The 23,046-nt window shown below is 58.2% G+C and carries 21 protein-coding genes; 9 read left to right on the forward strand and 12 right to left on the reverse strand.

All coding sequences use genetic code 11. The annotated features are described in order from the left end of the window. Nucleotides 1-46: 46 nt before the first annotated feature. Nucleotides 47-673 (reverse strand): LysE family translocator, encoded by a 627-nt coding sequence (locus ACEN8Q_RS06830; protein WP_413424304.1) that lies wholly within the window; start codon nucleotides 671-673, stop codon nucleotides 47-49. Between the two features lie 286 nt (nucleotides 674-959). On the opposite strand from ACEN8Q_RS06830, the gene ACEN8Q_RS06835 reads away from it, so the two are divergent. Further along, nucleotides 960-3,086: a TonB-dependent siderophore receptor gene (locus tag ACEN8Q_RS06835; protein ID WP_413704794.1), complete on the forward strand. Its 2,127-nt coding sequence runs from the start codon at nucleotides 960-962 to the stop codon at nucleotides 3,084-3,086. A gap of 134 nt (nucleotides 3,087-3,220) precedes the next feature. Continuing rightward, nucleotides 3,221-4,012: a histidinol-phosphatase gene (gene hisN, locus ACEN8Q_RS06840; RefSeq protein WP_413704795.1), complete on the forward strand. Its 792-nt coding sequence runs from the start codon at nucleotides 3,221-3,223 to the stop codon at nucleotides 4,010-4,012. A gap of 122 nt (nucleotides 4,013-4,134) precedes the next feature. Here the strand turns inward: hisN and ACEN8Q_RS06845 are convergent, their stop codons facing one another. Both ACEN8Q_RS06845 and ACEN8Q_RS06850 read right to left on the reverse strand, forming a co-directional pair. Next, nucleotides 4,135-5,049 (reverse strand): SGNH/GDSL hydrolase family protein, encoded by a 915-nt coding sequence (locus tag ACEN8Q_RS06845; protein WP_413704796.1) that lies wholly within the window; start codon nucleotides 5,047-5,049, stop codon nucleotides 4,135-4,137. 234 nt (nucleotides 5,050-5,283) lie between these two features. Further along, on the reverse strand, nucleotides 5,284-5,961 hold the full coding sequence (locus ACEN8Q_RS06850) for a TetR/AcrR family transcriptional regulator (protein WP_413424312.1): 678 nt from the start codon (nucleotides 5,959-5,961) through the stop codon (nucleotides 5,284-5,286). 160 nt (nucleotides 5,962-6,121) lie between these two features. On the opposite strand from ACEN8Q_RS06850, the gene ACEN8Q_RS06855 reads away from it, so the two are divergent. The 7 genes from ACEN8Q_RS06855 to ACEN8Q_RS06885 are packed head-to-tail and all read left to right on the forward strand — an operon-like array spanning nucleotide 6,122 to nucleotide 13,886. Further along, nucleotides 6,122-6,547, forward strand: a complete 426-nt coding sequence (locus ACEN8Q_RS06855; protein WP_413424314.1) for a DUF2147 domain-containing protein — start codon at nucleotides 6,122-6,124, stop codon at nucleotides 6,545-6,547. A gap of 27 nt (nucleotides 6,548-6,574) precedes the next feature. Further along, nucleotides 6,575-7,456 carry a TorF family putative porin gene (locus ACEN8Q_RS06860; RefSeq protein ID WP_413424316.1) on the forward strand — a complete coding sequence of 294 codons (882 nt, stop codon included), beginning with the start codon at nucleotides 6,575-6,577 and terminating at the stop codon, nucleotides 7,454-7,456. A 10-nt stretch (nucleotides 7,457-7,466) separates the two neighbouring features. Further along, nucleotides 7,467-9,095 (forward strand): xylulokinase, encoded by a 1,629-nt coding sequence (locus ACEN8Q_RS06865; RefSeq protein ID WP_413424318.1) that lies wholly within the window; start codon nucleotides 7,467-7,469, stop codon nucleotides 9,093-9,095. Continuing rightward, nucleotides 9,092-9,775, forward strand: a complete 684-nt coding sequence (locus ACEN8Q_RS06870; RefSeq protein WP_413424320.1) for a class II aldolase/adducin family protein — start codon at nucleotides 9,092-9,094, stop codon at nucleotides 9,773-9,775. The genes ACEN8Q_RS06865 and ACEN8Q_RS06870 overlap by 4 nt, the downstream gene beginning before the upstream one ends. Beyond that, nucleotides 9,772-11,253 (forward strand): aspartate aminotransferase family protein, encoded by a 1,482-nt coding sequence (locus ACEN8Q_RS06875; protein ID WP_413424322.1) that lies wholly within the window; start codon nucleotides 9,772-9,774, stop codon nucleotides 11,251-11,253. The genes ACEN8Q_RS06870 and ACEN8Q_RS06875 overlap by 4 nt, the downstream gene beginning before the upstream one ends. A gap of 10 nt (nucleotides 11,254-11,263) precedes the next feature. Next, nucleotides 11,264-11,884 carry a hypothetical protein gene (locus tag ACEN8Q_RS06880; RefSeq protein ID WP_413424324.1) on the forward strand — a complete coding sequence of 207 codons (621 nt, stop codon included), beginning with the start codon at nucleotides 11,264-11,266 and terminating at the stop codon, nucleotides 11,882-11,884. A gap of 25 nt (nucleotides 11,885-11,909) precedes the next feature. Next, entirely contained in the window at nucleotides 11,910-13,886 is a 1,977-nt protein-coding gene (locus tag ACEN8Q_RS06885; protein WP_413704797.1) for an SDR family NAD(P)-dependent oxidoreductase, read from the forward strand. Between the two features lie 195 nt (nucleotides 13,887-14,081). On the opposite strand, the gene ACEN8Q_RS06890 is transcribed toward ACEN8Q_RS06885, so the two are convergent. The 9 genes from ACEN8Q_RS06890 to ACEN8Q_RS06930 all read right to left on the reverse strand — a co-directional run bounded on the left by ACEN8Q_RS06890 (nucleotide 14,082) and on the right by ACEN8Q_RS06930 (nucleotide 23,035). Then, a complete protein-coding gene (locus ACEN8Q_RS06890) occupies nucleotides 14,082-14,405 on the reverse strand; it encodes a MoaF-related domain-containing protein (RefSeq protein WP_413424328.1) in 324 nt (107 codons plus the stop codon). Nucleotides 14,406-14,540: 135 nt separating this feature from the next. Further along, nucleotides 14,541-15,329 (reverse strand): SDR family oxidoreductase, encoded by a 789-nt coding sequence (locus ACEN8Q_RS06895; RefSeq protein ID WP_413424330.1) that lies wholly within the window; start codon nucleotides 15,327-15,329, stop codon nucleotides 14,541-14,543. Nucleotides 15,330-15,369: 40 nt separating this feature from the next. Next, complete coding sequence (locus ACEN8Q_RS06900) at nucleotides 15,370-15,675, reverse strand: DUF1330 domain-containing protein (protein WP_413424332.1); 306 nt, start codon at nucleotides 15,673-15,675, stop codon at nucleotides 15,370-15,372. Nucleotides 15,676-15,715: 40 nt separating this feature from the next. Continuing rightward, nucleotides 15,716-16,981, reverse strand: coding sequence for an MFS transporter (locus tag ACEN8Q_RS06905; RefSeq protein WP_413705473.1), 1,266 nt, complete (start codon nucleotides 16,979-16,981; stop codon nucleotides 15,716-15,718). A 446-nt stretch (nucleotides 16,982-17,427) separates the two neighbouring features. Then, on the reverse strand, nucleotides 17,428-18,735 hold the full coding sequence (locus tag ACEN8Q_RS06910) for an OprD family porin (RefSeq protein ID WP_413424334.1): 1,308 nt from the start codon (nucleotides 18,733-18,735) through the stop codon (nucleotides 17,428-17,430). 89 nt (nucleotides 18,736-18,824) lie between these two features. After that, entirely contained in the window at nucleotides 18,825-19,397 is a 573-nt protein-coding gene (locus ACEN8Q_RS06915; protein ID WP_413424336.1) for a PPC domain-containing DNA-binding protein, read from the reverse strand. Between the two features lie 117 nt (nucleotides 19,398-19,514). Continuing rightward, on the reverse strand, nucleotides 19,515-21,092 hold the full coding sequence (locus ACEN8Q_RS06920) for an aldehyde dehydrogenase (NADP(+)) (protein ID WP_413704798.1): 1,578 nt from the start codon (nucleotides 21,090-21,092) through the stop codon (nucleotides 19,515-19,517). 31 nt (nucleotides 21,093-21,123) lie between these two features. Next, nucleotides 21,124-22,083 carry an amidohydrolase family protein gene (locus tag ACEN8Q_RS06925; RefSeq protein WP_413428056.1) on the reverse strand — a complete coding sequence of 320 codons (960 nt, stop codon included), beginning with the start codon at nucleotides 22,081-22,083 and terminating at the stop codon, nucleotides 21,124-21,126. Continuing rightward, the gene (locus ACEN8Q_RS06930) at nucleotides 22,076-23,035 is read right to left on the reverse strand and encodes an amidohydrolase family protein (protein WP_413428057.1); all 960 of its coding nucleotides are present in this window, start codon (nucleotides 23,033-23,035) and stop codon (nucleotides 22,076-22,078) included. Before ACEN8Q_RS06930 ends, ACEN8Q_RS06925 begins: the two co-directional genes overlap by 8 nt. Between the last annotated feature and the right edge of the window lie 11 nt (nucleotides 23,036-23,046).

Genomic DNA, 23,046 nt, shown 5'->3' on the forward strand with positions numbered 1-23,046 from the left:
GCTCAGCGAGGCTGGTATTTCAGCCTCGCACGCCATTGCATTGATCCTATTTTTGGCTGAGCGCCGCTATCGATACTCCCGAAGCGACGAAGGTGAGTCCTGCCCCGACGTTCAGGCCATTCACCAGTCGTGGCCTCTGACGCAAAAACCGGGAGAGTGCAGTAGCAAATACGCCCATGAGTGCGAATCCCACTGCCGTAAGTACGGCGAACCATATGCCGTACACCAGCATCTGCACGCTCACTGAACCGCGTTGTGGGTCGACGAATTGCGGGATGAATGCAAGTACGAAAAAACCAGGCTTTGGATTGAGTGCTGCCGAGAGAAATCCCGTGAGAAAAATGCTCGGCAGAGATTGTCGAGTCGTTGGCCGGAAGCTAATCAGGCTACGAGAGCGTAGTACTTTGATGCCGAGCCAAAGTAAATAACCGGCGCCGATAAGCTTGACGACCCAGAAGGCTACTGCGGACGTTTGCATAAGCAAAGTCAGTCCTAGCGAAGCAGTTGCCACATGAAAGAGAATTCCCGCCCCGGATGCCATGCCAGATACGACAGCGGCTATCCTGCCCTGACTGAGTCCTCGGCCTACGGCCAGCAGATTGTCCGGGCCTGGTGCGAGCACCAATAGCAAGCAGGCGGCAGTATAGGCAAGCCAGATATTGATCGGAAACACGGCATTCTCCTTAGGCCTCAACGAGGCATCCATCCTCATGTAGCGAAAGACTGTGCCCACACCGGGCTGCAAAGTCGAGTCTTGGCTGACCAAGTGATTTTTTGAATACAAAGGGCCTTCGGGACCTTTTTTTTTGAATGAATAAACAGGAGCTCGAAGCGCTGCGAGAACACTTCAAAAATACAAGTGCGAATACGTATCAAAAGCAAATAATGTGATATACCATGCGCCGCGAATTATTGGCATGTATGCCATCCCGTTTGGCTATTTTCACAAGGTTTCCTCGATGCGTCGTACTCTGGTCTCTATCTGTGTGCTTCAGGCGTTTTCCGCTTCCTCTTGGGCGGAGCAAGCGGCAACCGATAAAACCAGTCTGGAGTTGCAGGTGACCGACATCGTCGGTACCTCGGAGTACGAAACGGCCCAAGGGCCAGTGCAGGGCTACCGTGCAACCCGTTCTGCCAGCGCGACGCGAACCGACACTGCGATTCACGAGACACCGCAGTCCATCAGCGTGGTGACCAAAGATGTTGTCGAGGACATCGGGGCGACTCGCCTGCAAGACGCCCTTGACTATGCCGGCGGAGTGGGGCGGGCCAACAACTTCGGCGGCCAGGGACTGACCACCTTCACGGTGCGTGGATTTACCACCGGCGAGTTCTATCGCAACGGTTTCCCGATCAACCGTGGTTATCCGAACATGCCGGATGCGAACACCATCGAGCGCCTGGAAGTACTGCGCGGCCCCGCGACCACGCTCTACGGCCGGGGTGATCCAGGTGGCACGTTCAACGTCGTTTCCAAGCAGCCTCTGCCTGAGTCTACTGTGACGTTGGGCAGCCAACTCGACGACCAGGGAATGAAGCGTGGCACGCTGGATGCCTCCGGCCCGCTCGACGAAGAAGGACGCCTGGCCTATCGCTTGAACGTGGTAGGAGAGGGCGGAGATACCTTCCGCGATCATGTTGAAACCGAACGTTATGGCGTGACGCCGGTTATTTCCTGGCAAGCCACCGACGACACCAGGGTGATCTTCGAAGGCGACTTCATGCGCAACAATCACCCACTGGATCGCGGCTTGACGCACTATCCGAATCAGATTGGCATCGCGTCGCGTGATACGTTCTTCGGTGAGAAAAACGTCGGCAAGTTGCACAACGACAACAACATCGCGCAGCTGCGTTTCGAGCACTTCCTCAATGACAACTGGACATTGGGTGGTGGGTTCCAATGGCTCGATGGCACGTTGCAGGGCAACGCCGTTGAAGCAAATGGCGTTGCCGCCGACGGGCGCACGCTGGGGCGCAACTTCAATTACCGCAAGCTGGAGTGGACGGACAAGGACACTCAACTGAACCTCACCGGACATTTCTCCACCGGCGGCTTCGATCACACATTATTGACCGGCGTTGAGTACGAGGATTACGACTACAAGTCCATCATCCAGCGCTCCAGCGGCGCAGTCGGTGCCTACCCGATTGATATCTTCAATCCGGTGTATGGCCAGCCGCGTCCAGCCTTGACCCGCACGCCGACCAACGACAAGGAAAACCTCAAGACCTATGCGGCCTTCGTCCAGGATCAGGTGGCATTGACTGAGCGTTTGAAGGTCTTGGCGGGCGCCCGTTTCGAGCGTTTCGAGCATGACTACGAAACCTTTGTGCCGGGTGGCAGAAGCTGGGAGGCGAGTGACAATGCGGTGACGCCGCGTATCGGCGTGCTTTATGACCTCACCGATACCGTGGCCGTTTATGCCAATACCGCGCGCTCTTTCAAGCCCAATACCGGGGCCAGTCGACAGGGTGGCGGCTTTGAACCGGAAAAGGGCAAGTCCTATGAGATGGGTATCAAATGGGAAGCCCTGGATCGCCAGTTGAGCGTTGACGCGGCGATCTACCAGATTGAAAAACGTAACGTCCTGACCACTGACCCCGTGGACTCGACCTTCAGTGTGGCAGCGGGTGAGGTGCGCAGCCGTGGCTTCGATTTGAACGTGGCAGGCAATGTAACCCCGGAGTGGCGGGTGATTGGCGGCTATGCCTATGTCGACGCCGAGGTTACCAAGGACAATGTGATTCAGTCGGGCACCCGGCTGATGAATATTCCGAAGAACAGCTTCAGTCTGCTGAACGTTTACGAGTTCCAGGATGGCAATCTGAAAGGGCTGGGTTTGGGTGTGGGTGGTAGGTACGTTGATGAACGTGCGGGCCAGACGGCTAACACGGCGTTTTCGATGGGCAGTTACACCGTCGTTGATCTGCTCGGCTTCTATAAGATCAATGACCAGGTCAGGCTTAATCTCGATGTGAAAAACGTGTTCGACCGGGACTATGAAGAAGGCGCCTTCGGCAATGTCTATGCTTACCCGGGCGAGCCGAGAACAGTTCAGGTCGGTATTTCTTACACCCTGTAGACGAACCGGTAAATTTGGTTTGAACTCAAAAGGCCCTTCCAGGGCCTTTCTTGTCGGGTGTGATGAGGTGAGGTGGACTCAGGAGTCTCCTCAGACAAGATCCAGGTCTTTTCGCTAAATCGGGGTAATGAACGATGTCCATCAGCGCAGATCAAACTGCTGAGTATCAAGCCTTCGCCGAGCAGCTGGCCGATGCTGCCGCTGTAGCCATTCAGCCGTACTTTCGAGCAAAGCTGGATGTGGAAGATAAGGGCGGTCGTGTCTTCGATCCGGTCACCTTGGCCGATAAGGCTGCCGAACGAGCGATGCGCGAACTGATTCAGGATCGGTATCCCGCACACGGCATCCTTGGTGAGGAGGAGGGCTCAATTACAGGCAGCAGCGAGCTGACCTGGGTGCTCGATCCAATCGACGGAACCCGGGCTTTCATCACCGGCCTGCCACTATGGGGAACACTGATCGCCCTCAACGATGGTCAGCGCCCTGTGCTCGGGGTCATGAATCAGCCTTTCACCGGCGAACGCTACATTGGCACTTCGGATGGTGCGTGGCGCAATGGTACGAAGCTACAGACACGACCATGCCAAGGTCTCTCCTCAGCAAGACTGATGTGCACAACACCCGATATGTTCGATTCAGCTGTACGGCGAGACGCGTTTCAATCCGTGGCCAGTCAGGCGCAATTGGTTCGCTTCGGCGGTGATTGCTATGCGTACTGCATGCTGGCTTCAGGTTTTGTAGATGTGATTATCGAGGCTAGCTTGCAGCCCTACGACGTACAGGCGTTGATACCGATTATCGAAGGTGCCGGTGGAGTGATTACCGCCTGGGATGGCAGCACAGCTCAAAATGGCGGGAGTGTCGTTGCTTGTGGAGATCCTGCGTTGCATACGCGATTGGTGGAGCTGCTAAGGCACGCTGTCTGATCCTGGTAAGGGCTAAAGCGCGAGGGATAGATAGCCTCAGACTGACTGTCTATCCCGGCCTTGGCAATGATTCGCGCGCGCAGCCCTGAGTCCCTTCGCCGGCTATGACCTGATAGAGAACCTCAGCGGCTGGCTTTTAACGTTTCAAGCATCGCCTCGGCGGCCAGGGTGTGGACTTTGCGGGTCGGGTGCCATTCATCCCAGTAGTAATGGGCATCTGGATTTTCACACACGGGCTTGACGTCCGGATAGGTGGCTTGGCACGGGGTATCCAGATCCTTCAAACCCGCAACATCGGGGGCCGCGCGAAGCTTGTTGCTGAAGGCCAGGTGGTCAAAGTAACTAATGCTGACGTGATGGGCTTTAGCGAGTGTTGTTAGTACGGCTGGCAGTTTTTGCTCGAGTATCTGCTGGTATTCTGTTGCATTCTTCACTTGATTGCCCTGCACCACAGCCGGCACGTGACTCAAATCCGTAGTCCCCACGACCATCACGTGCTTCGCGCCTGCCGCAATCAGCGTCTCGGTAGCCTTCTGTATGTTCGCCACGCTGTTGTGGCTTAGCACGTCAATCGATTCCGGGTGCGAGAAGTCGGCCCATTCAAAAAAGTCGTTGGCTGAGATGAAAATGAAATAGAGCGAACTCGGATCCGCTTTGTGTGTTTTAGCGGCTTTCAGATGATCGGCGATTTGGCCGAAAACCCCAGTGTCGCGAGATGGCTCCATCCAGGCGTAGTAGTTGCCGTTGCCGCTCTTGGCACCGCCAATCCCGTAGTCGGTCAAGGGGGTTTTCAAGGCGTGAGCCAAGTCCTCGACGGCGGTGGGGCCATTGCTCCAGCGTCCCTTCCAATACAACGAACCGGGGAGCTCCTGTGCATCTTTGACCTTCTGAGTGGCCAAGTTTCTAGTGAAGGTTTCACCCGCACCATTGTCAGAGTAGCTGTCACCGAAAGCATAGAGATGATCGTAGCTGGGGGCGCCAAAGGCGGTTGATGCAGTCAGTGTCAACAGAGCGGCCAAGTAAGCGCGGCGAGTCATTGAAAGTCTCCCAGGATGTCACCTCAGACTACCGGCGGCGACGTTTTGCCTTGCCACGGTTGCGACCTGTGTTTAGCCGCGTGCGCAAAGTCTGTCCTGTTCGCGACAGGTAGCCGCCCAGCTCAAGGACGCCCATGACCAATGATCACTTGAGGTTCGCCGATGACCGACCTATCTCCTTGCAGGAATACGACCTGCTCGATCGCGCCGGGCTCAGGTCAAGAGTTGCCGATTTCATGACATTGACGCGACCGGGCTGATCCGGTCCAGATGGCTGGCAATCATCGCAGCAACCATGCTGCAGACTTGTCTGGCGTCCAATGATTCATCGAACAACAATTCGACCGTCGCATGGATCATTTCGACCACGACTCGGGCAACCATCAAAAGCATCTGCGGATCGGCGTGCGGGAAAGCGCTGGCCAGCGCTTGGGCTTGCGCGCTGGCGACACGTCGGTGAGAGTCGAGTCTCACATGCTCCAGCGCCGGTACTGCTCGAAGTGCTTTGAGAATCCACATCCCACCCAAGGTGGCATGGGTTACTTCATAAGTATCCAGTATCAGTTCCGCAAGGGCCTTTTCCAGTACCTCCCGGGAGCCGGTCAGCAGCTCCTGGTTGATCCAGTGGCCAACCAATTCGTTTTGCTTTTCCAGTAAGCGATCGCCTAGAACGCTCAGTAGCGCGTATTTGTTGGGGAAGTAGCGATAGAGCGCTGGCGGGGTAAGGCCTGCTCGTTCACATACCAGATTCGTCGACAGGCGCTCTATTCCGACATCGCAGAGTGTCTGAGCCGTAGCCACGAGAATTCGCTCATAGGTTTCGGTCGCCCGCTGCTGTGCTGGCAGCTTTTTGTGTTCCGTTGCTCCAACGCTGTTCGTGGAGAGGGGAGTGGAGGTTTTGAGCTTGGCCATGAGCGCCCTTAACGAGAAGTGAGAGGCAAGGATAGCAGGATGAAAAAACAGTTGATTCAGCGAAGAATGATAGTTATAACTATCGTGTAGCGATGACTATCATAGCTGATGCGTCGTTTGTGTGACGGTGTTTCTAAAACAAAAAATACAGGGCACGACTATGAACGCGCGGCACTTGCTTCTCCTTTCCCTCGCTTTGATGTGCACCGGAAAAATTTTTGCGGCGGCGGGACCGTTGGATGCCAAAGGACTTTGGCTCACGGCGGAAAAGGACGCGATCATCAAGCTCGATGATTGCACGGCCAAGGCAGGCGCAATTTGTGGACAAATCGTTTGGGTGAGGGACGTCGCATCGACAACCAGCGATTGTGGCGTCCAGATCATGCAATTGGATCGTTACGAGAAGGACGCCTGGCGCGATGGGTGGGTCTATGACCCGCGCAATCAGAAAAAATACAAAGGCGTCGTTCGGGTCAAGGAAGGAAATCTCAATGTAAGGGCGTTCGTCGGCTCGGAGATTCTGGGTCAGACGGAGCAATTCGAACGCGTTGAAAAACTGCCTCCCGCACCGGTTTGCAAACTGTAAACCTGACCTTCCTCGTGGGAGAGTTCCATGCGTACAAACATCACCCATTGCATGATGGCGGGCCTGCTGTTGTCCGGCGCAACCCCAACGCTGGTGTTGGCGGACGAAATGGCCAGCTACGCGGTAGACGTTACCGCACGAGTCAGTTCTGACATTCGCAACCGCGGTATCTCCGATTCATTGAACGGGCCGGGGGCCAAAATTTCCATTCAAGTCGCTCATGAGAGCGGGCTGGTGGCCCTGGCCGAGTTCACGACCGTCAGCAAGAAGCAGTTTCTGAACGGCGATGGCGTCGAGATCCTGCTTGCCGGCGGCTATCGTTTTGGCGATCCGGATGCCTGGCACTTCGGCCTGGGCCTGGCGAGCGAAATGTTCCCCAATGCTCAGTTCAGGGCACCCAATCGGTTCGACGCTCAGACATTCACACTGACAGATGAGCGCAGCACCAACTACAACAGCCAATTCGCCGTGTTGGAGTTGGGGTATGGCGCACTGGAAGGTCGAATCGCCAGGGTCCTCTCCAAGACCTATCGAGGCGCTAATACCGGAGGCGTTTGCGGAACTCTGCTGCAGTTCCGCGATGATCCTGCCAAGGGGTTGGAGTGTTATGCCAAAGGGGATCGCAACTCCCGCGGCAGCATGCTTTATGACCTGGATTACAAGTATGCGCTGGGCATGAACACCACGCTGAAGCTGCATGCCGGTTACCAGCAGATCGTGAATTTCTCTGAAGCGAATTTCGCAGACTATGGCGTAGGCCTGGTGCACCGCTGGGCGGGTTTTGACTGGGGGCTTGACTGGGTCACTACCACGACCCGGGCGAGAGAGTTGTACCTGGCCGAAGATGATGGGCACAGGCGGGCGACAGACGACAATCGTTGGGTCCTTTCGATTTCCCGTCAATTCTGAGTAACTGATTATGAACTCGCTTTCCTTTTCCCGGGCGCCTGAAACGGCGGCCGGGCTGGAGCAACTCGTCCTTGCGGTCGATCTTGGAACATCTGGTTGCAAATGTGCGCTGGTTTCCCTGGAGGGAGAAATACGCGCATGGGCCTACCACAGTGTCCCGCTGCATGTCAGTGGTTTGAGTGCCGAGCAGGAGCCTCAAGATTGGTGGAACGCTTTTATGCGCGGAGCGAGCGAACTGCTCGGCAGCGATACGGTCAGGCGCAGGCAGATCATTGCCGTGTGCTGTTCGACGCAAAGCGAAGGGACCGTCTGTGTTGACAATAATGGGGTGGCCGTTGGGCGCGCGTTACTGTGGCTGGATAAGCGCGGTGCCGCTGCGGTCAAGCGTCGTATGGGGGCAGGGCGGTTTGGCCTGTCTGGTTACGCGCCCTTCAAGCTGTTGCGTTCATTGCGTTTGACCGGGGGCGTCGCTTCGTTGTCCGGCATGGATTCGGCCGGACACATGGCGTACGTCCTTGATCATGAGCCGCAGCGATATGAGCAAACTTACAAGTTCCTGAACGTGCTCGATTACATGAACTTACGGCTGTCCGGTCGATTCTGTGCCACGAGCGATTCGATCCTGACGTCCTGGATCACGGATAACCGCGACCCTCATCGCATTCGCTACGACGACGGCTTGGTACGAGCGCTGGGTGTCGACGCTGCCAAACTGCCCGAACTGGTGGGGTCAACCGACATCATCGGGCCTCTGCTCCCCGAACTGGCCGATGCGCTGGGCCTCTCTCGAGACACCCAAGTGGTGGCCGGTTCCGTAGACACCTCAGCCGTGGCGGTAGGTGCTGCGGTGAGTGATTTCGCCTCGCACCTGTACTTGGGAACGTCCTCTTGGGTGGGGGCCCATGTGCCGTTCAAGAAAACCAGTGTGCGTCATCACATTGCGGCGGTGCCGAGCGCGATCAATGGCCGGTACCTGGCGTTGGCCATGCAGTCGGCCGCGGGCTCGAACCTTTCGTTTTTACGGGACAAGGTGCTGTACCACCCCGATGAACTGCTCAGCGATGAACAGCAACCGGATGTCTATGCCTTGCTAGATCGCATCGCGGCAAGAGTCCCGCCGGGAGCACGAGGGCTGATTTATACGCCTTGGTTGTGCGGCGAACGCTCTCCCGTTGGCGATTCGAGTCTGCGTGCAGGCTTGTTGAATCTGAAACTCGAGCATTCACGAGAAGACATCATTCGAGCCTTCATGGAAGGCGTTGCGCTCAACACGCGCTGGATGCTGGAGCCGTTCTCGCGGTTCCTCGGCCGATCAAAAGAGATGATCGTGGCTACCGGTGGTGGTGCCCAGTCGGATGTCTGGTGCCAGATCATGGCCGATGTCACCGGTCACATTATCCAGCAGCCCCACAACCCCATCCAGACCAACGCCCGAGGCGCCGCGTTTATCGCAGCAGTGGCCCTTGGAAAACTACAGTTTCACGACCTGCCGAATCTGCAGAGAGCCCACCGGCTGTATGAGCCGTCGCGGAACACGAGTGCCCTTTATGACGACCGTTTCGCCACATTCAAGGAGGTCCGCAAGCGGCTCGCTCCGCTTTATCGCCGCCTGAATCCATCGCAGGAGAGCACTCAATGAATCAAGTACAGCAGGAGATAGTCGAGTTATCGCGTCATCTGTCGCAGCGCGGCTTCTTTGCTGCGACCGGTGGAAACCTGGCGTTGCGTGTCGATGCGTTTCATATCGCGGTCACACCCTCGGCGACGGATTATTTTTCCATGCGCCCCGAAGACGTTTGCGTGTTGCGTTTGAAGGACCTGGTGCAGATATCGGGCGAGCGGTCGCCCTCTGTGGAAAGTGGTCTGCACGCAAAAATTCTGCGCAATCGCCCGGATGTCAATTGCAGCATTCATACCCACCAACCAATTGCCAGTGCCTGCACATTGCTGGGCAAACCGCTGCAAGTCGGATCTCCACAACTATGGAAATCGCTGGGCGTGAGTATCCCGCTGGTGGGGTATGCCCCTTCGGGCACCCGTTGGTTAGCGAACAAGCTGGAGCGGTTGATTCGCCCTGAATGCAACGCCTATCTGATGCGCAATCACGGCGTGCTTTGTTGCGGCCCGGACATCGATACGACTCTGGACCGCCTTGAAGATCTTGAGGCGTTCTGTCGGGATCATCTGTTGAGTCGAATCTACGCGCAGGCTCGAGACCGGCCGGAATCAAGCACAGCAGCGGCTCGCCTGATCGACGCCTTGGCTTTGTCCTCGGCTCATGCTGTCAACCCAAAAAATATTTCAGAGACCTCATCATGAACGAACCCCTTCGTCCATCCACCATGCCCCAAACAAACGCCCCAGCGGTTTCACAATGGCCCGACGTGGATTCGTTGTACCGGCGTTTCGATGAACTGGTCAAACAGCCGATCCGCCCGCTGAAGCGGGACGCATTGAGCAAGGTCATGGGCTATTTCGACGAGCGTTGCCAAGGCTCGAAGCGCCTCTCCGAGGCTGCAAAAAAAGTCATACCCGGTGGCGTGCAGCACAACCTGGCGTTCAATCATCCGTTTCCGCTCGCCATCTCTCAGGCCAAAGGTGCTTACCTGACGGATGTCGATGGCAACCGCTATATCGATTTCCTGCAAGCCGGTGGACCGACTCTGTTGGGCTCAAACCACCCGGCCATCCGCGAGCAGGTTGATCGGATCCTCGATGAGTGTGGGCCGGTCACCGGTTTGCTGCATGAATACGAGGTCAAACTGGCTGAGTTGGTCTGCGAGATGATGCCGGGGGTGGACATGGTTCGACTGCTCGGTTCCGGTACCGAGGCGGTGATGGCTGCTGTTCGCCTGGCTCGCGCCTACACCCGCAAGAAGTGGGTCATCAAGATCGGCGGGGCCTACCACGGCTGGAGCGATCAGCTTGTCTACGGGATGCGCTTGCCCGGTACCGGACGCATGGAGGCCGTCGGTATTCCCCGTGGGGCCACGGCGCATACTCAGGAAAGTCCGCCGAACAATCTGGATGCGTTGCGCCGCAAGTTACAGGTCAACCGTCTACGTGGTGGTACCGCCGCCGTGATGGTTGAACCCTTCGGACCGGAAAGCGGGACCCGCCCGGTACACCCGGACTTCAACCGCCAGTTGCGCAAGTTGTGTGACGAATTCGGCGCCCTGTTGATATTTGATGAAGTGGTGACGGGGTTTCGTGCCGGCCTGGGCGGGGCGCAGGCGTATTTCAACGTCATGCCGGACATCACTGTGCTGGGCAAATGCCTGACGGGTGGTTACCCGATGGCAGGCGCCATTGGTGGGCGTCGAGATGTCATGCAACTGCTCGCTGGGGGGATCGGCACTTCTGCGCGCCGGGCCTTCGTCGGTGGGACGCTGTCGGCAAACCCGCTGTCTTGCGTGGCGGGGTATTACGCCTTGCTGGAAGCGAAGCGCCTGGATGCACCCGCAGTAGCCGGACGTGCCGGCGACCGGCTGCGCAAGGGGCTGGAAGCAATTATCACGCGTCGAGGTTTGCCGTATGTGGCCTATAACATAGGCTCCATCGTGCACTTGCAGACCTCCGGCGTGCTGTTGCTCGACACCAGTAACCCGCTCAAATTGTTGCGAGCTCGTAACGAGGCAAAAACCCGCAAGCACATGATGGAGGAGATGGGGGCCGCCTATACCGCTCATGGTCTGATTACTCTGGCGGGTAGCCGGATCTATACGAGCCTGGCCGATACCGACGATGTCATCGACGAAGCACTCGATCGATTCGACGCCGTTTTCAAACTGGTGTGAGGTCAGCGCAATGAGAGATTTACTTCGGCAACAATGGCTGGATTTGCAACGACGACTGATCGGCCAAGTAGCTGCTCTTTCCAGTCTTTCGCTGCGAATACCAGGCGAGGAGGGGATCTGGCTGGGAAAACTGGATGCCGCGGAGCCCGTGAAGATTGACCCGGCTGCTGCCCCGGATGGGTACATGCAGACGCATGCGGCTACGTATCAGGCGCGTCCTGATGTGGGAGCAATTCTCCTGGGGGGCGGTAAGTTCAGCAGTTGTCTGGCCGATTTTGGCGGTTTCATGCCTGTTCTGTTTGATGAACAGGCGCGGCATTTGGGGCATATGGGTGAGCCAGTCGGAACTGAACGTGAGTTGGCCAAATCCTTGCGCAAAGGCGGCAATACGATACTGATTAGAGGCGTGCCGGCTTGTCTGGGGGCCACGGGTACACGCATGGCGCTCAATGCTGAATTGTTTGAAAAGTGCGCTAAAGCCTACACCCTGGCCAAGGCCTCAGGAGCTCAAATCACCTATTTGCCCTGGTGGGTGACTTTCATCGCTACGGGGCGCTTGATGAAAGACGAGAAGCGGGCGGCGCAGTGTTTTGCCAACGGCCAAATTCCACCTGAAAGCCGTGGTTACTGAATAATTAATTAGAGGCATAAAGCTTATGCACTCCTCGTTCGCTGTTTCTCGCAAACATCTTGTTGCTGCGCTGACTCTGGGTTCCGTGGCGGTACTCATGGTAGGCCTGCAACCGCTTCTCCTCGGAGAGTTGCTAGCCGCCAATCGGCTGTCGCTCGAAGGCGTCGGGCTGGTTGCAATGGGAGAGATCGTTGCTTTGGGGTTAGGGGTCATCGTCGGCGACTTGATGCGACTGATGATGAACCTGCGTTTTATCACGATCATGGCGGCGGTGTTTACTGCTGCCCTGGATATCATGACTACGACGACAGGGGACGCCGGACTTCTGATTGTGCGTGCCTTGGCGGGATTGACGGAGGGACTTCTGTTATGGGGGGCCGTCAGCCTGATTGTTCGCGGGCCTCACCCGGACCGTGTATCAGGCCTGTTCATGGTCGTGCAGACCCTGGCCCAGGGAATCATTGCGGCAGTCCTGGCATTTTGGGTCCTGCCTCGGCAAAGCGTCTCCGGAGGGTTCGTGTTACTGGCTGCGCTATCACTGGCGTCGGTGTTGCTGGTTTGCTGGCAGCCTGCCCGACTGGCGCCTTTGGCCAGCCATGCGGGTCAGGCGCAAGGCTTCTCGTGGCAGCGTTCACATCTACTGTTGATGGCCGTTGTTTTCATCCAGCTTTCGGCGATTGGCGCACTCTGGGCATATCTGGAGCCCTTGGGAAAATACGCCGGACTGGATGCGCAGAGTGCTCAGGCGATGATTTCGGGCACTTTGTTCATGCAAGTCGTGGGCGGTTGCTGTGGCATTCTTTTGGTGCGCAGGGTCTCTGAATTCAAACTCCTTGCGACGGCTGCCGTTCTATTGGGAGGAATTGCCGCGGGTATGTACTTCTCGGCTGACCAGGGTGCGAAAACGTTTCTGATCTTCAGTGGTCTTTTCGGCCTCGTTTATCTGGTACTCACGCCGTTTCAGGTCCGTATCGCATTGAGTCTGGATCCATCCGGGCGAGTTGCCGTGCTGGTTCCTGGTATGCAGTTGCTGGGTTGCGCCTTCGGGCCGTTAGTCGCTTCGCAATGGGTGGCGGGAGATTATGCTCAGCCCGTAGCGCTCGTCAGTTCTGGATTTTCCCTCTTGGCGCTGGTCCTTTTGGGGGGGCTACGAAGAACGACGCCGAGGCAGGAGGGTGGATTTGCCGGCAAGGTCGTTCTGATCGTCGGTGCATCCTCCGGCATGGGGCGCGGCCTCGCGGTACGTTTGGCGCAGGAAGGCGCATTGGTGGCAGCTACCGCACGACGCCAGGAGCAGCTCCTTGAACTGCAACGCGAGATCACCGAGCAGAGCGGCAAGTGCAATGTGTGGGCGGCAGATGCCATGAACGAACAGGCTGCTGCCAAGGTGATTGCTGAGGTCGTAGCGCTCTACGGCCGCCTGGACGTAGTCGTGCTCAACGCGGGTGGCGCACCGGCGCTGGACATGCGCAAGATGCATGCCGGGCAAGTCACGGGCTATATGAGATCCAACTATGACGTAGTGGTTAATTACCTGTTCCCGGCACTGAGACAGATGAGTGAACAACGATCCGGTTTCGTCGTACAGACCAATTCGTTGGCGGGTTTTCTAGGTGTTACTCTCCAGGGGCCATACTGTGCCGCCAAGGGCGCGTTACGCCTGCTTATCGACACTTGTCGAATAGAGTTTGGCGAGAAAGGCATTCGCTTTCTCTCCCTTTACCCGGGCTTCGTTGCAACGGCTCAGACTGCAAGCGATGGCATGCCTGCGCCGTTGGAGATATCTGAGGCAGCTGCCGTTTCATACATGCTCAAAGCCATGCGCAGTAACCGTTGGGATTATCTTTTCCCCTGGTCCATGCGCTGGCTTATACGGCTCTCGAGGGTACTCCCCAAACCTGTCCTGCTCTGGGTATTGCGCCACGAATTGCCGCCGTTGTCGGAGGATATTCAGGTGGCGTCATCCGACTTGCAGGGCCAGCGGATAGCGAATCACCGCTAACCATCACAAGCCGCCCCCAGAGGGGGGGCGGCGACGGCTTCAGTCGAAAGCAGCGCAGCCCCCGACAACGCCATATTTCCGAGATGCATCAAGTGCCAATCGTTCATGCAGCCATCTATCGCGGAATATTACGTTATGGGCGCGACGATGATCGATTGCTTTATGAGGCAACCCATTAACGGTGAACCCTGTTGTTCAGACCCTGCTCAGGGTTCCTTGAAGACGATACAGGTCCAGGTTCGGCGTGGTGTAAAACGAACGGGAGGTGTGGGCGCCAAAGTCGTCGACGTGTACCACGGTGGCACCGTCAGCTTCTTGCCAGGAGATGAGGAAAATGTCGTTTGCAACTTCTTGCCAATCGTATTCGACTCTTCCTGTGGCCCCGGCTGAATCGCCGGCTGTAATGGTGTAAGTCATATGCAGGCCATCTTCGTCGTAGTCATTGAGCGCAGCCAGTCCGTCATAATTGACTTCAACGGTCTGGCCCGCGAAGGGTGGCAGTAGCGGATTTATGGTCATGTAATGGCCTCGATAAATAGGGGAGGATCACATCTGGTGATCGGCAGCAAAGCGAGAATAAGAGCGCTTCGTCAAGCAGCCTGATGAAGGAGTGCGATCGACTGTGCACACGGATTCAGGGAATCGGCCTACGCCTTAGAAGGTCCCCGGATAGGCGCCACCGTCCAGCAAGAGGTTCTGCCCGGTGAGATAGCCTGCGTGGCGGCTGCACATAAACGCACACAGCGCACCGAACTCGTCAGCAGTACCGAACCTGCCGGCAGGGATGGCCCCGCGTTTTTTCTCCAGCGCCTGGCCAAGCGCCTGGCCGGCCGCATTGGCAGAGGCCTGAGTCGATTCGCGCAGGCGATCGGTGTCAAACAGCCCCGGCAGCAAGTTGTTGATCGTGACGTTATTGGAAACCAGCTGCGGCTGGCGCGCCAATCCGGCAATGAAACCGGTCAAGCCGCTGCGAGCGCCGTTGGACAGCCCCAATATGCCGATCGGCGCTTTTACCGCACCCGAGGTAATGTTCACAATGCGACCGAATCCGCGTTCAGCCATATTATCGACGGTGGCCTTGATCAGCTCGATAGGTGTGAGCATGTTGCCGTCAAGGGCGGCCATCCAGTCCTCGCGAGTCCAGTCGCGGAAGTCTCCCGGCGGCGGACCTCCGGCGTTGGTCACCAGAATATCGAGCACCGGACAGGCTTCCAGTGCCGCTTCGCGCCCGGCGACGGTGGTGATGTCGCCGACCACGGTTTTAACCGTGACCTTGCTGTTCAGCAGACGCAGTTCAGCGGCTGTGTCTTCCAGCGCCTGGGGATTGCGCGCAGTAATCACGACGTTCACTCCTTCCGCTACCAAGGCTTTGGCGCAACCTTTGCCAAGGCCTTTGCTCGCGCCACAGACCAGTGCCCAACGCCCTTCGATTCCAAGTTCCATGCTGACCTCTCTGAATGATTAAGTGATACGGCTACCAGGCTCAATCGAGTTGCGGCCCGTCATACCCCTCGACAATGATCAGATCAATGACGGAAATGGGCTGACGAATCTTCGCCGCGTCCTGATATTCCGGGGAGTTCCAGCAATCGATGGCAGCCTGATAACTGGGGAATTCAATCACCACGTTGCGCGCCCGACTCTGACCCTCCACCGTTTCGAATCGCCCGGCGCGAATGACAAACCGCGCGCCATACTTTTTGTAAGCCACGGCGTTGGCCGTGGCGTAGCGCTGATACTCCTGCAGATCACTGACGTCGACCCGGCCAATCCAATAACCCTTGGGCATAAATCCTCCAGTTCAATAGTGTTCGATCAATAGATAACGGTCAGTCGCCGACCGGCCCTTTGAGCAGCACCCAGTAGGCCAGTGCCGCGACCACTGCGACCACCGCACTGACCATGAAGGCCGTGGCGAAGGAGCCCGAGTGCTGAATGCTGAATCCGGTGACGATCGGCGCGATGGACCCGGCGATGTAACCGCCAAAATTCTGGATCGAGCCAAAGGAGGCGACCCGTCGTGTGGAGACAATGGTATTGGCGATCATCCAGGCCGTTGAACTGGCCAGGTTGATGCTGAACAACGCCAGACACAGCAGCACCACACTCAGGGTCAGACTGCTGCCAAACGACAGCGGCAGGGTGAACATGGCCGCGAGCAACAGGCCGGAAATGGCCGTCACCTTGCGGCTGCCCAACACGCTCATGCCGCGCTTGACCATGCGGTCGCAAATGCGCCCGGCGGCAATGGTGCCAAAGGCCCCGAACAGGTAAGCCAGCGAGACCACCCAGGCGGTTTTGTACAGGCCCAGGCCATGTTCGCGCTCGAAGTAACCCGGCAACCAGGTGAGGTGCAGCCAGAGCATATAGATGACGCCCATGAAACCCAGTACCGCGCCCCAGGTGCTGCGGTGCTGGAACAGGCTCAACCAGTCGGCAAACAGCGCCTTGCGCGGTGCCGGCTCAGCGTTTTTTTCGGCGACCCGGGCAACCTCCGGCGACGGTTGACCGCTGGCGGCCAGCTCGGTCAGGTACTGTTTTTTGCTCTTGTAGAACATCAGCCAGCACGTGGCCAGGACGATGCCGATAAACCCGGTGATGACGAACATCCCGCGCCAGCCGACATTGATCATGAACAGCGTCAACAACGGCGGAGCCAGGCACGGCCCGATACATGTCGAGGACAGCACGATGCCGGTCGGCGTCCCGCGTTTCTCGGCCTCGAACCATTCCGACAAGGCCTTGGCCGCCGATGGGAACATCGGCGCCTCACCCACCCCCAGCAGGATCCGCAGGCCAATGAAGCCGGCAAAACTGTTCACCAGCCCGGATACCGATTGCGCAACGGACCAGGTCAGCAAGGCGGCGCCGAGAGAGATTTTACTGCCCAGTCGATCGATGATGATGCCCAGCGGCAACTGGGCGAACGCGTAGGCCAAGGAAAACGCTGACAGCAAGATGCCCATCTGCGACGGGCTGATCAGCATGTCTTTCTGGATCGAGGTATTGGCTATCGAGAGCGCGCTGCGATCCAGATAGTTGACGATGCCAATCAGCAACAACAACACCACGGTGATGCTCTGGTACTTCTTCAGGGACGAGGTCCGGGCACCACTATGCTCGAGACCTGCAACTTCGGTTGCGGATTCAGGGATCATATCAACACTCTTTTTATTGTTGTTCAGATGGGGGCGCGCCGACCGGCGCGATGTCCTTCAGGTGTGCCTTACATCGATTGTTCCAGCAGCAGTTGGTAGTCGTCAGCCGAAGCCTCGCTCCCGTTGGTATGACAAGAAGCTTTACCCATTATCAACGGCTACCCGAGAACCCTTGTCCATAGACTCGGAAGCAGTGTGCGGAAGTATATGCATGCTAAAGAAGGGGGCGGTATTGACAACAATCCATACCGGTATAACTAGTACTCAAGTCCAATAAACAAGATGTCCGTGGGATCGAGCGGGCTCCACAGCTACAACGATTACCGGTCGCCGGTAGCTATGGAGAATCTGGCGGCGTGAAAACCGTTACTGATGCCCAGTGGCTAAAACAACGGAATGCTATAGCTCACGATCAATCGATTCTGATCCTGGTTGCGGGACGCTTCGCTGTTCGACTTGCCATTGCGCCAACCGAATCCAACCCCTTTGAGCGCACCGGACTGGAGTACGTAGTCCAGGCTGATATCTCGCTCCCATTCTTTCTGGTTATCACCGGATGTCGTCTTGATGTTATCCCCGCTGAGATACATGACCGACGCTTTCAAACCCGGCAGCCCCAAGGCTGCGAAGTCATACGCATACTGACCGAAGGCTGTGCGCTCGCCCGCGCGGGTGAAGGTCTGGATCAGGCGATCGGTATACAGGTAAAGACTGGCCCCACCGGCGCCTTTGTCCGGCAAGTTGCCCTGATTGAGCTGAGTGAAATTACTGCCATTGGAAACGCTTTGGTAACCCGCCGTAATCGCATGGGCACCCAAGGCGTAAATCAGCGCGGCACTCCAGGTTCGGTTGTCGATCTCGCCATCGCTGTCTTGGGTGTAGCCACTGATTCTGTAGCCCGAGGTGCCTGAGCTGTTTCTACCGGACGAGTCGGTCTTGAAGTAACGCAGGTCGGCTTTCAGGGATTGATTGTCCGAGATCGCCAGTGTGTGGATCAGGCCGAAAAACTGCTGGGTGTAATAGTCTTCCAGGTTGGCGTAGTAATACTGGACGGTCAGGTCCTTGGTGATTTTCCAGTCACCGCCAGCGAAGTCGAACGCGTTGCTTTCACGGGTACCGCCCGTGGCGGCCAGGCCGGTTTGATCGCTTGAACCCCGCCCCGTGGCGTGTTCAATCCGGCCACCCGTCAGGGTCAGGTCCTTGAACTCGCTCGAAGTGATTTGCCCGCCCTCGAATGTCTGCGGCAGCAGGCGTCCGTCGTTGGCCACCAGGATCGGCAGCTTCGGCATCAGCGTGCCCAGGCGCAGCTCGGATTTCGAGACCTTGACCTTGCCGGTCAACCCCAACCGGCTCCACTCATCGACGGCGCTGTTGTCGCTGTCCGAAGGAATCATCGAGCTGCCGACATGCCGTCCTTTGCCGCTGTCCAGGGTAACGCCCATCAAACCCAGCGCGTCGACGCCAAAACCCACCACGCCATCGGTGTAGCCCGACTTGTAGTCGAGCATGAAGCCCTGTGCCCATTCTTCGGTTTTCGAGGGGGCGGCCGAGCCGTCGCGGTTGTCATTGTTGAAGTAGAAATTGCGCATCCCCAGCGTGGCTTTGCTGTCACTCAGGAAGTCGGCCTGTGCCTGGGTGCTGAGTGCAATGGCACCCAGAGCCAGGGTTACAACGGTGTTCTTGTTGCTCATATGAAGCGCCCCTTGTTTTTGTAGTTGGAATTGAGAAGGGTGACTCCCGCCGTCACAGATGCGCTGTTGGCGGGAGCCTGCTGTTGGAATCAGATACCCAGTACGTTGGCGCCGATGCACGGGTCAATCCCGCGTTCCAGACGCCGCTGGTGCAAGATCACAGTGATCTCCATCGAACCGGTGGTGACTTCGAAATCCAGAATGTGGCCGCCATAGGCCTGGAACGTGGCGTCGCCGGCGACTCCGTGCATGTGGACCGAAGGCTGATCGTTCTTCCACGCCACCGAGCCGGTGATGCTGGCCATCTCGACGTTGCTGAAGGTCTTGGCGTCGAAGTCCTTTTTGTCCTTGTTCCAGAAACCGAACTTCACGTTGCCGAAACCGATCCCGCTGATCGAGGCGCTGGGGATCTTCTCGGCTATCGCCAGTTTGGTCAGTTCCTTGAACGCGTTGTCACCCGTGCGCAACACCATGAGGTAACCGGTGGGGGTCCTGGTGTAGCGGGGTGTGGCTTCAGTGGCACATTGCATGGGCGCTGTCGTCGCGGTGGGTGTGGTGTCGGCAACGGCCAGCTGAGTGCCTGCGGTATTGATCATCACGGCGGCAGTAACGGCCAGCAGCAGTCTGCAAAAGCGTTGTTTCGGGTGACGTTGAACGTGCATGAGAGTTCCTCTGTTTTTATTGTGGGTGCAGCGGTTTTGGGACGAGCGAATCCGATGCCTGTTGTTCACAGGCATGGAAGTTGTTGCTATCAGTGGGCGTTAGTTGAAGCCGCTGACTTACAGCGCTTCGCGGTGGCTGACGCCGTCAACCAGGCGGGCGATGCCCAGCGGATTGGCGTTTTTCAGGGCATCTGGCAGCAGGTTGTCGGGGCAGTTCTGGTAGCACACGGGGCGCAGGAAGCGATCGATCGCCAGGGTGCCGACCGACGTGCCGCGCGCATCCGACGTCGCCGGGTACGGTCCGCCGTGGACCATCGCGTCGCAGACCTCCACGCCCGTGGGGTAACCGTTGAACAATACGCGCCCGACTTTCTGTTCAAGCAGGGCCAGCACGTCGCTGACACTGCCGGCTTCGGTGTCTTCGATCATCAGGGTGGCGGTCAACTGCCCGCGCAGGCCGTGCAAGGCCTGCATCAACTCGGCGTGGTCGGCGACTTCGACGACGATAGTGGTCGGGCCGAATACTTCTTCCTGGAGCAATTGATCTCCGTTGATCAACAGGCTGACGTCGGCCTTGAACACTTGTGGCTGTGCCTGATTACCCTGTTGATCGGCGCCGGCCAGGTGCGTTATGCCGGGGTGGGCGCGCAGGTTGTCCAGGCCGTGGCAGTAGCTTTTCAGGGCACCGCTGTTGAGCATGGTGTGTGCGGGTTGTTCGTTCATCAATCCGGCAAAACGCTCAAGGAAAGCGCTGAATTGCGGCGAACGAATGCCCAGCACCAAACCGGGATTGGTGCAGAACTGACCCGCACCCAGTACCACCGAAGCGCTCAGCTCGGTGGCGATTTTGTCGCCGCGTGCTTTCAACGCTTCGGGCAACAGCAACACCGGGTTGATGCTGCTCATCTCGGCGAACACCGGGATCGGTTGCGGGCGTGCTGCTGCCATGTCACACAAGGCCCGACCGCCGCGCAACGAACCGGTGAAACCGACCGCCTGAATCACCGGGTGCTTGACCAGGGCTTCACCGACACTGCCGTAAAGCAGGCTGAAGACACCTTCAGGCATGCCGGTTTTTCGCGCGGCGCGAGTGATCGCATCGGCGACGTAATCGGCGGTCGCCATGTGCCCGCTGTGGGCCTTGAACACTACTGGGCAACCGGCGGCGAGGGCGGAGGCTGTATCGCCGCCCGCGGTTGAAAAGGCCAGCGGGAAGTTGCTGGCACCGAACACCGCGACCGGTCCGAGACCGGTGCGATATTGGCGCAGGTCCGGGCGGGGCAGCGGTTGCCGGTCCGGCAGCGCACAGTCGATGCGCGCGCCGTAGAAATCGCCGCGCCGCAGCATCGTGGCGAACAGGCGCATCTGGCCGCTGGTGCGGGCCCGCTCACCCTGGATGCGCGCGGCGGGCAGGGCGGTTTCCTGGCACACGAGGCTGATGAACACTTCATCGAGCGCCTCCAGTTCTGTGGCAATGGCGTCGAGAAAACCGGCGCGACGTGCAGCAGAAAGATTGCGGAAGGTCGGGTAAGCCGTGGCGGCGGCTTGCGCGGCCGCGTTCACTTCGTCCGTTGTCGCTTGATGAAAGCGGTACGGCAGTGCTTCCCCGGTGCTGGCGTCGTAGCTATGCAGGGTGGTCGTACCGTTTGCCGAACGTGTGCCGGCGATATAGTTGTGGCCTGAAACTTCAAACATGTTGGACTCCTGATGAGCGGTGCAATCGGGTTCAAGTGAGCCGGTAGATGCGTCGGGCGTTGTCATGAAACAGGGCCAGCCGTTCAGTGAGGGGACGGTCGCGAACAATGGCTTTGAACCCGTCGAGGACTTCGCTGAGGCTGTTCACCACGCCATCGACCGGGTAATTGCTGGCGAACGCGCAACGGCTGACATCGACAATCGAAATCGCGTCGTTCACCACCCTCCGGTTCGCTTCGACCGGCCATGCCTTGCCGGGAATGCAGATGCCGGAAATCTTCAAGGCAACGTTCGGCTCCCGTGCCAGCAGCGCAAGGTTGGTACGCCACCCGGCCAAGCCTGCTTCGGACCGATCCGCCGGCAGCGCGGTGTGATTGACCACGATGGTCACGTCGGGAAAGTCCCGGGCCAGCTCGGCGGCTTCTGGCAGATGCCACCAGGGCGCCTGCAACTCGAAGTGCAGGCCGTTTTTCGCCAGTTGTGCGTAGCCCTCACGCCAGCGCGGGTCACGCATGGAGCCTGGTTCTGCAAAATCCGCATGCCAGGCCTCACGGCTGGTCACCGTCGGTTTGTGGCGGATGCCGCGCACCAGCGGGTGATTTGCGTACAGGCGCAACAGGTCGAAAGCGTCTTCACGGTCCAGCCGGGCCTGTGCAACCATCGCCGCCACACCGGGTTCGCTATGCGCCAGTGATTCGACAAACGTCACTTCATCGGCAGGGGTTGCCGGGTCCCATTCACCTTCTATGACAACGGTCTGCACCACGCGATGCTTGCTGGCCAGTCGGCGATAGTCAGCCGGCAGAAAGTTGCGGCAAATGGACGAATAATCGCCATAGCGGAACGGCCGCAACGGGCGATCGTTCAGCCACGGGTAGTAATGGGCTTCGACGTCGAAATAGTGTTGATGCGCGTCGACGATGGGCAGGTCCGCATCGTCGCCACTGGCCAGAAAGCGTGTGCGCCAGTCGATACTTGATACCTCATCCATGCAGTTGCTCCAGGCGATAAAAGCGTTGAGCGTTGCCGGCGAACACCGCTTCCTGCACCGCACGGCCCAACGGTGCGAGCATGTCGGCCACGCCATTGGCAATCGTGTCGTAGGAAGCGCGCAGCCCGGCCACTGGAAAGTTGCTGGCGAACATGCAACGTTCAGGGCCGAAAATCTCCAGCGCGGTCAGTACCACCACCCGGTTGTCGGCGTAGTTCCAGGACGAATCCTTCAGGCCGAACTCCGACAACTTGATGTGCACGTTGGGCTGCAAGGCAAGTGCTTCCAGGCCTTTGCGCCAGCGTGCCATGCCTTGCGGGCTGCGATCCCAGGCGAAGCCGGTGTGATTGAGCGCAATGCGGATTTGCGGGAACATCGCCGCCACCTCGGCCGCCTCGACCAGGTGCCACGGCGGCACGCGCAAGTCCCACGACAGATCGTGATCGGCCAGTCGCGCAAATCCTTCCAGCCATTTCGGGTCCTGCATGGTGCCCTTGGCCCCGGTAATCGACACGTCCGGTGACGCCGAGGTCAGCGGTTTCGAACGTATGCCTTTGACCAGTGGCCGCGCAGCCTGGGCGGCGAGTATCTCGGCGCTGTCTTCGCGATCGAACCAGGCGTGGGCGACGATGGCGCTCGGGAAGCCATAACGGGCGTTCACCTGTTCCAGCCACCGGGTTTCGGCGACTTGCTCATCGCGTGCGCGCTCGGCTTCGACATGCACGGTGCCGACCAACCGTTGCTTTTCGGTCAGAGCGAGAAAGGTGTCCGGCAGGAAATCACGGCACAGGCTGTGATAGTCGCCCAGAAAAAAATCCTCGTGATAGTCGTCCTGCAGCCACGGATAACGACCGTTGCCCAGATCCCACAAGTGATGGTGGGCATCGACTAACGGCAGCGCGTCTTCGGCGGCAAGGTTCGGCAAGCCGTTGCGTTCGTGCAGCGTGATCATGACGTCGTCCC

This window comes from Pseudomonas sp. Pseusp16, assembly GCF_047324915.1.
Taxonomy (GTDB): Bacteria; Pseudomonadota; Gammaproteobacteria; order Pseudomonadales; family Pseudomonadaceae; genus Aquipseudomonas; species Aquipseudomonas fluorescens_CD.